The sequence below is a fragment of the Xanthomonas sp. GPE 39 genome (assembly GCF_000963005.1).
GTDB lineage: Bacteria > Pseudomonadota > Gammaproteobacteria > Xanthomonadales > Xanthomonadaceae > Xanthomonas_A.
Genome location: NZ_JZHZ01000007.1, coordinates 513,246 through 521,676, shown reverse-complemented (window position 1 = coordinate 521,676; position 8,431 = coordinate 513,246). Strand labels below are relative to the sequence as shown.

General features: G+C 57.1%; 5 protein-coding genes and 1 pseudogene. 1 reads left to right on the top strand and 5 read right to left on the bottom strand.

The annotated features are described in order from the left end of the window. Positions 1–1,047 (top strand): efflux RND transporter permease subunit (locus XALGPE39_RS02085; RefSeq protein ID WP_152624940.1); only part of this gene is annotated, 1,047 nt, incomplete at its 5' end. A gap of 42 nt (positions 1,048–1,089) precedes the next feature. Here the strand turns inward: XALGPE39_RS02085 and XALGPE39_RS16340 are convergent. From XALGPE39_RS16340 to XALGPE39_RS02075, 5 genes and pseudogenes are all read right to left on the bottom strand, one after another. Continuing rightward, positions 1,090–1,321: pseudogene (locus XALGPE39_RS16340) on the bottom strand (IS3 family transposase); the annotation flags it as partial. After that, positions 1,300–1,551: a hypothetical protein gene (locus XALGPE39_RS15430; protein WP_152624804.1), complete on the bottom strand. Its 252-nt coding sequence runs from the start codon at positions 1,549–1,551 to the stop codon at positions 1,300–1,302. The pseudogene XALGPE39_RS16340 and the gene XALGPE39_RS15430, both read right to left, overlap by 22 nt. A gap of 4 nt (positions 1,552–1,555) precedes the next feature. Continuing rightward, on the bottom strand, positions 1,556–2,443 hold the full coding sequence (locus XALGPE39_RS15425; protein WP_152624803.1) for a hypothetical protein: 888 nt from the start codon (positions 2,441–2,443) through the stop codon (positions 1,556–1,558). Positions 2,444–3,021: 578 nt separating this feature from the next. Then, the gene (locus XALGPE39_RS02080) at positions 3,022–4,347 is read right to left on the bottom strand and encodes a glycosyltransferase (protein ID WP_045726781.1); all 1,326 of its coding nucleotides are present in this window, start codon (positions 4,345–4,347) and stop codon (positions 3,022–3,024) included. After that, on the bottom strand, positions 4,340–8,335 hold the full coding sequence (locus XALGPE39_RS02075; protein WP_045726780.1) for a non-ribosomal peptide synthetase: 3,996 nt from the start codon (positions 8,333–8,335) through the stop codon (positions 4,340–4,342). The genes XALGPE39_RS02080 and XALGPE39_RS02075 overlap by 8 nt, the downstream gene beginning before the upstream one ends. Positions 8,336–8,431 lie beyond the last annotated feature (96 nt).

Here is an 8,431-nt window from a genome sequence, read left to right as displayed (position 1 = left end):
CTTCGTCGTCTTCTCAATGCTCATGCTTGGAAATGCAACGTCTCTACTTCAAAGTTCATAACACGCTCTAGCCAGTCGAAAAGTCGTATCGTTCTCGATCGGGCTAAGCTTGCCGACTTCAATCTGGATGTTCGAGGTGTTTCCGATGCACTCAGTTCCATGCTGAGCGGCAGCTACATCAATTATTTCAACTACCAGGGACGATCTTACAAAGTCATTTCAGCGGCAGAGAAAGACTATAGAAAGCTCGATCAGAACGTACTCGACTATCCTGTGGCCACAGTTAATGAGCAGCCTGTCCTGTTGCGGGCCGTCGCCCATCTGGAGACGACGACAGGTCCAGACGTCCTACGCCATTTCCAAGGACAGCGCGCCATCACCATTTCTGGCGAACCGGCGAAAGGAGTATCCCGAGGACAGATAGCGAATTATCTCGCCAGCATAACTAGCACGCTACCAAAGGATTATTCCTCGGATATCTCGGGCCCAATGCGCGAGTACGCAAGGAATCAAAAAGGGTATGCGATCATGCTTCTACTCAGCATCGCAGTGGTTTACTTGACACTAGCCTGTTTCTACAACAGCTTCACCGATCCAATCATCATTCTCGTCTCGGTACCAACTTCGCTGTCAGGTGCACTGTTCTTCGTATGGCTTGGCCTTGACCAGCTTTCGGTGAATCTTTATACAGACGTCGGGCTACTCACCTTGGTCGGCTTGATCAGCAAGCACGGTATCCTGCTAGTCGAAGTAGCGAACGAGAAGCAAGATTCTGGTCAGTGCAAAAAAGACGCCATTCTTGCCGCCTTAAATGTACGGCTTCGCCCAATCCTCATGACATCGGCAGCAATGATAATGGGATCATTGCCGTTAATTTTCATTGGAGGTCCGGGCTCAGCGGCCCGCTCGACGATCGGCTGCATCGTGATAGCAGGGCTTGGCATCGGAACTCTCCTAACCCTACTGATCGTGCCGGCATTTTATATGCTACTAGCGAAGCCTCGTACAAGGGTTGTGGAAGACGCTAGCACTGCACCCTCACTGTGAAGCTGATGTTGGCAAACTGAACCACCCAAGGTCCGTAGACACTCATGACTCTCGTTGCTTGTAGCGCCATTCGAACGCTACAGGCAACAGATCGTCTGGCCGCGCTCCAAGCTATAGAACATCTCGATATAGTCAAACGGGTCGGCGCCTGCGGCGTCTTTCGTCTGATAAATCCGCTACCTCATCCACTCCCGTTTGAACAAGCCAAAGAAAACCTATTCCAGTGCATTACGTCGCAGCTGCCTCGCCGGCTCATGCTGCATACCAAGTGATGGTAATCCCTACGCCTTTAACATTATCTAAAAATGCAACCATCCTAGCGACGCCAATTTTTCTATCGGGCTGATGCCTCCGAGCACCATATTCGGAATTTACATTTACACCTTCAGCCAATGGCACATCATGTGCATAGTGCAGCATTGACATTGTTGGTTTTCGCAAAATCTGGCGAAGATAAAGAGTATCGAATAAAATAACCCCATAAAGACTTTCATAACGCCCCACGTTCCTATCGAAGTACTTTTATCTTACGCACATCCTCATCGAACTTAGCTTGATCTGCTGAAACTATCGCCTGTGCCCTTATAAATTCCTCGTAGTTTCTGTAATCACAAAGCCCTGTCGTTATGCACACTGAATCCATTATTATGGACCCTCTCTCACAATCAAGTCCTGACTGGCATGCGGCGACAGCCCACGCATGCCCAGCCAAAGCACTCCCCATTAGACCTGAATATTTTTCTGGAATATCCTCTGATACCGATATTCCCATTAAATTTGATAGCTGATACATTGCTTCAGGATCACGAGATTTCTGCACAATATCTGCCAAATCAACCGCTTCATTCACTGACAATGGCGCAACTGATTGAACCCTTAATTCTATTTTTGCCGAAACATTTCCGCGTCTGGCAGCTTCATTAAGCCAAAGAGGATAGGCGTTATAAGGAATCCTCTGCCCTCCATCAACATTATCGCAACGCCTCTTTAAGCGCTCTTTTACATTGCGCAATTCAATAGTAGATCCATTTGCATATTTTGCCAAATCATCTATTTCGGCCAGTTGCACTTTCGGACGACTACTATAAAACATGCAAAGACTGTATATGCGAGCCAAATCTTTCTGTGCTATAGGAGATCCGCCCTCCGCCTCACTCTTAATATTTTCAAAATCCAAAAGATAGTAGCTGCTTGATTTGACGTCGCTGAAACTTTTTATGTTATCTACATCTGCAAAAGAATTTTCTTCTGAGCCATGCCTTGCCCTAGCCTCATTTACATATCTAACACCGTTACGTTTTCCATCATTTCCTCCTTTATGCCAACACATCAAAAGACAAAGGACGACACCAATTGCAAGCAGGATTATCACTGAAATAACTAAGAATTTTTTCATTGCATTCTCGAAGAATTATTGTGCCGCACCAACTGCAATGACATCACCAGGTGATTTTCTGAAAAAACTTAGGATAGAACGATTTCATATGCAATCTGCCAAAAAAACGCACGATAAGAAACGAGAAAATTTCATATCAACTTTAGGCTCAGCGCTTACCTGTCTTGAACCGACAATGTACTCACATCCGCAAGCGGTGCCACCCAAGCCATGCTGAATATATTTCAATCATCCTGCATTGGGTCAATCGATACAATTTCAACAACTGCGCATGCCGTATAGATTCACATGAAAATTAGATTTTCTTCAACTACAGCCGCGCTAGAATTCGAGTCAGAAAATTCGCCGTCTACGAATCGATAAGACCAGGCATGAGCACCAGGAAAAAATCAAAGACTGGCTTGGCTCGCACGGCTTTAATCGTGCTGGCTGCCACAGCGATTTATCTCGCGATTTTTCTCGTCCAATTCTTGGTGTGACGAACACGCATTGGCTGAATATGCGCGTGTTGGAACAGCGATACACATGCAGTCCGTTGACCTGCTCCATCCCCAACGACAAGGTCACTGCAACCCAACTCAGCAAACAACATCCGCGTGTTGCCGAACGATGCTGACATCACGCAATAGCCCCCACTGTTCGAGCTGCGCCACCGCCTTGGCCACACCATCCTCTTCGCGCAGTCGCTGTCCAAGCGCCTGCGCGCTCGCGCGCATCGTCGGCGACGTCGCCTGTCGCAACGCGTGCGCCAACGCCTCGGGCTTCAGCCCGTCGCGGGTCAACGCGGGCGGTGCCACGCCACGCTGTGCCAAACAATGCGCCCAGAACGGCTGGTCATAGCCGAACGGCACCACAACCGAGGGAATGCCAGCGATCGACGCGGCGGCAGAGGTCCCCGCACCACCATGGTGGACCGCTGCGATCACCCGCGGAAACAGCCAGTCATGCGGGGCATGTTCAAGCGCGAAGAACTGATCCGAGTCCCCGTCCTGGTCTACGATCAAACCACCCCAGCCCGTCGCCAACAGCGCACGCTGGCCCGTCAGGCGCAGCGCAGCCTTCACCGTGGTGGTCAGTTGCGCCGCATCTGCATCGATCATGCTGCCGAACCCGACGTACAACGGCGGCGGCCCCGCCTGCAGGAAATCCAGCAATGCGGGCGGCGGTTGCCACTGCGGGTTCGGCAGCGACCAGAAACCGCAGATCTGCACGCGCGCGGGCCAATCGCTCGGACGCGGACACAGGTGTTCGCTGTATCCATACAGCACGCGAATCGTGCTGGTATCCGGACCGCGCCATCCATAAGCGGGCAAGCCCAGCGGTAGGCGCACGCTGCCATCGACGACGCTGCGCAACAACTGCCAACCGCTAAAGCGGATGGCATGTTGCAAGCCGACATGCAATGGACCGGGCAGACGCAACTGCGGCCGCGCCACCAATGGCAAATGACGCGAGACAGTGACCGGTTGCAATTGCGCATAGACCAGCGGGATACGCAGCGCCTGACTCAGTGCATCGGCGACGATGCTGGCGCTCCCCACGCCGATCAGCAACCGCGCATCCGCACACGCCGCACGTCCCTGCGAAGGCCAATCACGCGCCCACGAGGCAAGGTGATGGTAGAACATGCGGGACTTCGCCAACATGGACTGACCTTCGCGAATCGGGTTGCGTTGCAACATGCGTTGGTGGTCGCCACTGAGCGGAAAGAACGCCAAGCCGTTGGCTTCCACCAACGGGGCGAAATTCTCGCTGGTCAACACACGCACCGGATAACCACGCTGCTGCAAGCCACCCGCCAGTGCAATGACAGGGCGCACATCGCCATGGGTGCCAAGGGTGGCGATCACGATCGGTCGGTCATCGCTTGCGGCTTGCACGCCTGCGGGGTCGTGTTCAAACATGTTCGGCCACCCCGTCACTCGCCGGCGTCGGCACTGGACCGGGGGCCAGCACTGCCCGCGTCGCCGGCTGCGCCAAGGAGGCGTGCAACAACTTGGCAAGCCTCCCCACATGGGCCAGGGAGAATATCCCGTAGTGGTCGGTGTCGAACGCCTCCACGTGCAGTCTGCGCACCAGTTCCTGCCACGCCTGTGGACGGTGATCGATCACATCGGAAGCATCCACGCCGATGTCCGGGCGCCGGGTGGCCTCGACGAAAAGCACATCCACATCGATCACGGTGGGGCGATGATGGCAGGCCAGATGCAGATGGTGCTGGATCAGTTCACCAATGTTGAGTACGAGGTCGTGCTGCTGCTCGAGTAGTTGACGTGCCAACGGGAACGACAACAGACCGTAGTGATCGCACAGTACTTTGGCCAGTTCCGCCATGGTCGTGGGCAGTGGTGTCTCCGGCCCCAGTTGCACATCGAGCGCACGTAACGCGGTGGGGATGCTGATCATGGCATCGGCCTGTACGGCTTCCGGTAGAAACGGATAGCAGTCGAGCAAGGCCAACAGTTCCACCAACTCCCCGACCGCGCGCAGTTCGGCAGCGATGGCATGAGCGATCAAGCCACCCAGGGACCAACCCACCAGGCGATACGGGCCGTGCGGCTGCACGCTGCGCATGCGGGCCAGATAGTCGCGGGCAATCGCCTCAATGCTGTCGGGCCGGTAGCTGCTGTCGGCCAAGCCAGGCGACTGCAAGAGCACCACCGGCCAGCGCGGATCCAGTTGACTGAGCAAGGTCGCATACGACCAACTCATGCCCATCACCGGATGGATGCAGAACAGCGCAGGCGTGCCGATCTCGCCCTCGCGCAGCGTCAGCACAGACGCCAGCGGGTCGCTATGCAGTTGCGCATTGCGCCGGATCACCTCGGCCAGGCCCGCGATGGTCGGCTCATTCAACAGCGTCACCAGCGGCAATTCGATGCCGAACACCTGCGGAAACCGCGCCGCCATTTGAGCCGCGCCTAGCGAATCGGCACCGAGTTCGAAAAAGCTGTCGTGCACGCCGACACCACTGATGCCCAGGATGTCCTCCACCATCGTGGCCAATTGCTGCTCGATCGGATCGCGTGGCGGCACATGCTCGCGCGGAGGCGGCGCATCGGGTGCCGGCAACGCCTTGCGATCCAGTTTGCCGGTCGCCGTCAGCGGCAAGGCAGGCAACAACATCCAGCGCGAAGGCAACATCGCCGATGGCAGGCACGCTTGCAGATATTGACGCAGGGCGTCCACGTCCACGCTCTGTTCTGGCAAGGCGACGACATACGCCAGCAACTGCAGCGTTTCGTCGTGATCGCGATGGCCAACCACTACCGCCTGCGCCACCTGCGGATGCCGTTGCAGCGCCTCTTCGATCTCGCGCGGCTCGATGCGATGACCACGAATTTTGAGCTGATCGTCGATGCGACCGATGAATTCCAACACGCCGTCCGGACGCAAGCGCACCTGATCGCCAGTGCGGTACATCCTGCTGCCATCCCCGACAAACGGATCGGGCACAAAGCGCTCGCTGGTCAGTTGCGGTTTGCCGCGATAGCCCTTGGCCACGCCAGCGCCGCCGATGTAGAGCTCACCCACCGCACCAGTCGGCAACAATTGCTGCTGGGGATCAAGCACATACACCCGCGTGTTGGCGATCGGGCGCCCGATCGGCGGACGGGGAGCATCGGTCAACTGCAACGGCATGATCGTCGACCAGATTGTGGTCTCGGTTGGCCCGTACATCTGAGTCAGGCGGCCAACGCGCGCAAGTAGGCGCGTCGCCAGTTCCGCTCCCAAGGCTTCGCCGCCGACCAAGGCATGCACCTTGTCCAGCGGTAGATCGTCGTTGGCAAGCAGGATCCGCCACAACGACGGCGTGGCCTGAATCACATTGACCTGGGCCTGGGCGATCAAACGCGCCAATCCGCGCGGATCCTGGGTGATTGCGCCTTGTGCGATCACCACGCGCGCACCGACCAGCAGCGGCAAGTACAACTCCAGCCCGGCGATGTCGAAGGTCACGGTGGTCACCGCCAACACACGGTCGCGCGGGCGTAGGCCAAGTTCATGACGCATCGCGAACAGGAAGTTGAGCAGACTGCGATGGCTGATCTCCACACCCTTGGGCGCTCCGGTGGAACCGGAGGTGTACAGCACATAGGCGGTGCCCTCCGGTGTCGCCAACGGCGCAATCGGCGCCGGCAAGTCGGCCGGACACGGATCGAGCCAGACCATTGCGTCCAGTAGCAGCGTATCGCGCAGAGCCGGTTCGCACACCAGTCCAATCGCAGCGGCATCGTCGAGCATGTGCCGGTTGCGGACCAACGGGCCATCAGGATCGAGCGGCAGATAGGCCGCACCGCTCCACATCACCGCCAACAGCACCAGCAACAACTGTTCGCTCCTTGGCAAGGCCACTGCGATCACATCACCCGGCTTGATTCCATCGGCGATCCAGCGCGCGGCCATGCGCGCGGCGAGTTCGCAGACTTGCGCATCATCGAGCGTGCGCTCATCGCACTGGACGACGATACCCGCCGGTATCGACGCATGCCGCTCCAGCAGTTGGTGCGGCAAGGTGGCCATGACCGGCAACGGCATGGCGGTGACATTGCATTCCCACAGCAAACGGTAACGCTCCTGCGTACCGATGATATCGAGCAACCCCAGCGGCCGCTCCGGAGCCTCGAGAATGGAATCGGCCAGCAAGATAAGACGCCGACAATGCTCGGCCAACTCCTCGCGGTCGTACAGCGTGGGATTGGCATCCAGATCGAAGCGCAGTGCCATGCCATTGCCGCGTTCGTAGCAGAAGATGGTCAGATCGTCGGCCAGACCGTTGCACAGATTGTGCGGCACCGCCTGGGCTTGGCCGAAGTGCAAGCCATAGTCGAATGCCTCGATGTTGACCGCCAGCCGCGCGATACGCTGCATGTTGGCGAACATGCCCAGGTCGCGGCGGACATCCTCGACACGGTATTGCTGGTGACGCAGGCCATGCCGTACTACCGAGGACACATGCGGGAACAACGCATGGAACGGCTGACTGGGCCGCATCGCCAGCCGTAGATAGATCGCATTGGCGGCCAAGCCAGGCACCTGCCGATAGCGTGCGCCGACGCGTCCGGTCACCGGCATGGCCATCACCAGATCCTCCGCGCCGGTGTAGCGGTGGTAATACGCCGCGATCAGTGCGATCAGCGTCTGCGGCAGACTGGCGCCATGCGCCGCTCCCAACTCCCGCAAACGCATGACCGTCTCAGGGGAAAACTCGCCGGTGGCACGCAACAAACCAGCACTTTGTTGCTCGCCGGGCTTGGCCAACGTCACCGCTGGCGGCACATCGGACAGGTGCTGCATCCAGTACTCGCGATCGCGTCGATAGCGATCGGACGCGCGATATTCCTGCTCCAGCGTCACCAGTTCCAACACACTGCCATAGGCGGCCGGCTCCGGCTCCTGCCCAGACGCATAAGCGTTGTACAGACTGGCAAGGCGCTGAGCCAGCATCGTCCCAGTGAAGCCATCCATCACCAAATGGCTCGTGTACTGCACCCATAGATGATGGTCATCGCCTAGGCGGAACACGACACAGAACCAAAGTGGACCGTCGCGCAAATTCTCTCGCTTGCCGAGTTGATCGCTCACCCAACGCTCGGCCGCAGCGCGCGGCGCGGGCTCGTCGCTGAAATCCAGATACTGTAATTCTCCTGGATATTCCGGCAGCACGACTTGCTCAGGCAAGCCGTCGTGCTCACGGATACATAACCGCAACGTATCGAACTCCCGTGTGATCTGCCGGTTTGCTTGCATTAGCAGGGCCGGATCCAAGGGCCCGAATAATTCCAATGCCTCTGACAGCATCAACATCTTGTCGACCTGCAACTTGCTGCCAATCCACAACCCCCGTTGCGCACGGGTCAAAGGAAATGATGATGGAGTGTCCGCATGCATGACGTGCCTCTCGAGTTGATCGAAACGTGCATGAACAACGCGCTACGCGATCAAGACTGAACATGCGCAGATGCGTCGGTTGATTGACTGAAGCAC

Bases quoted from the DNA above. Each gene is read 5' to 3' on its own strand.
- XALGPE39_RS02080 (WP_045726781.1), bottom strand. From the start codon at position 4,347: ATGTTTGAACACGACCCCGCAGGCGTGCAAGCCGCAAGCGATGACCGA.
- XALGPE39_RS02075 (WP_045726780.1), bottom strand. From the start codon at position 8,335: ATGCATGCGGACACTCCATCATCATTTCCTTTGACCCGTGCGCAACGG.
- XALGPE39_RS15425 (WP_152624803.1), bottom strand. From the start codon at position 2,443: ATGAAAAAATTCTTAGTTATTTCAGTGATAATCCTGCTTGCAATTGGT.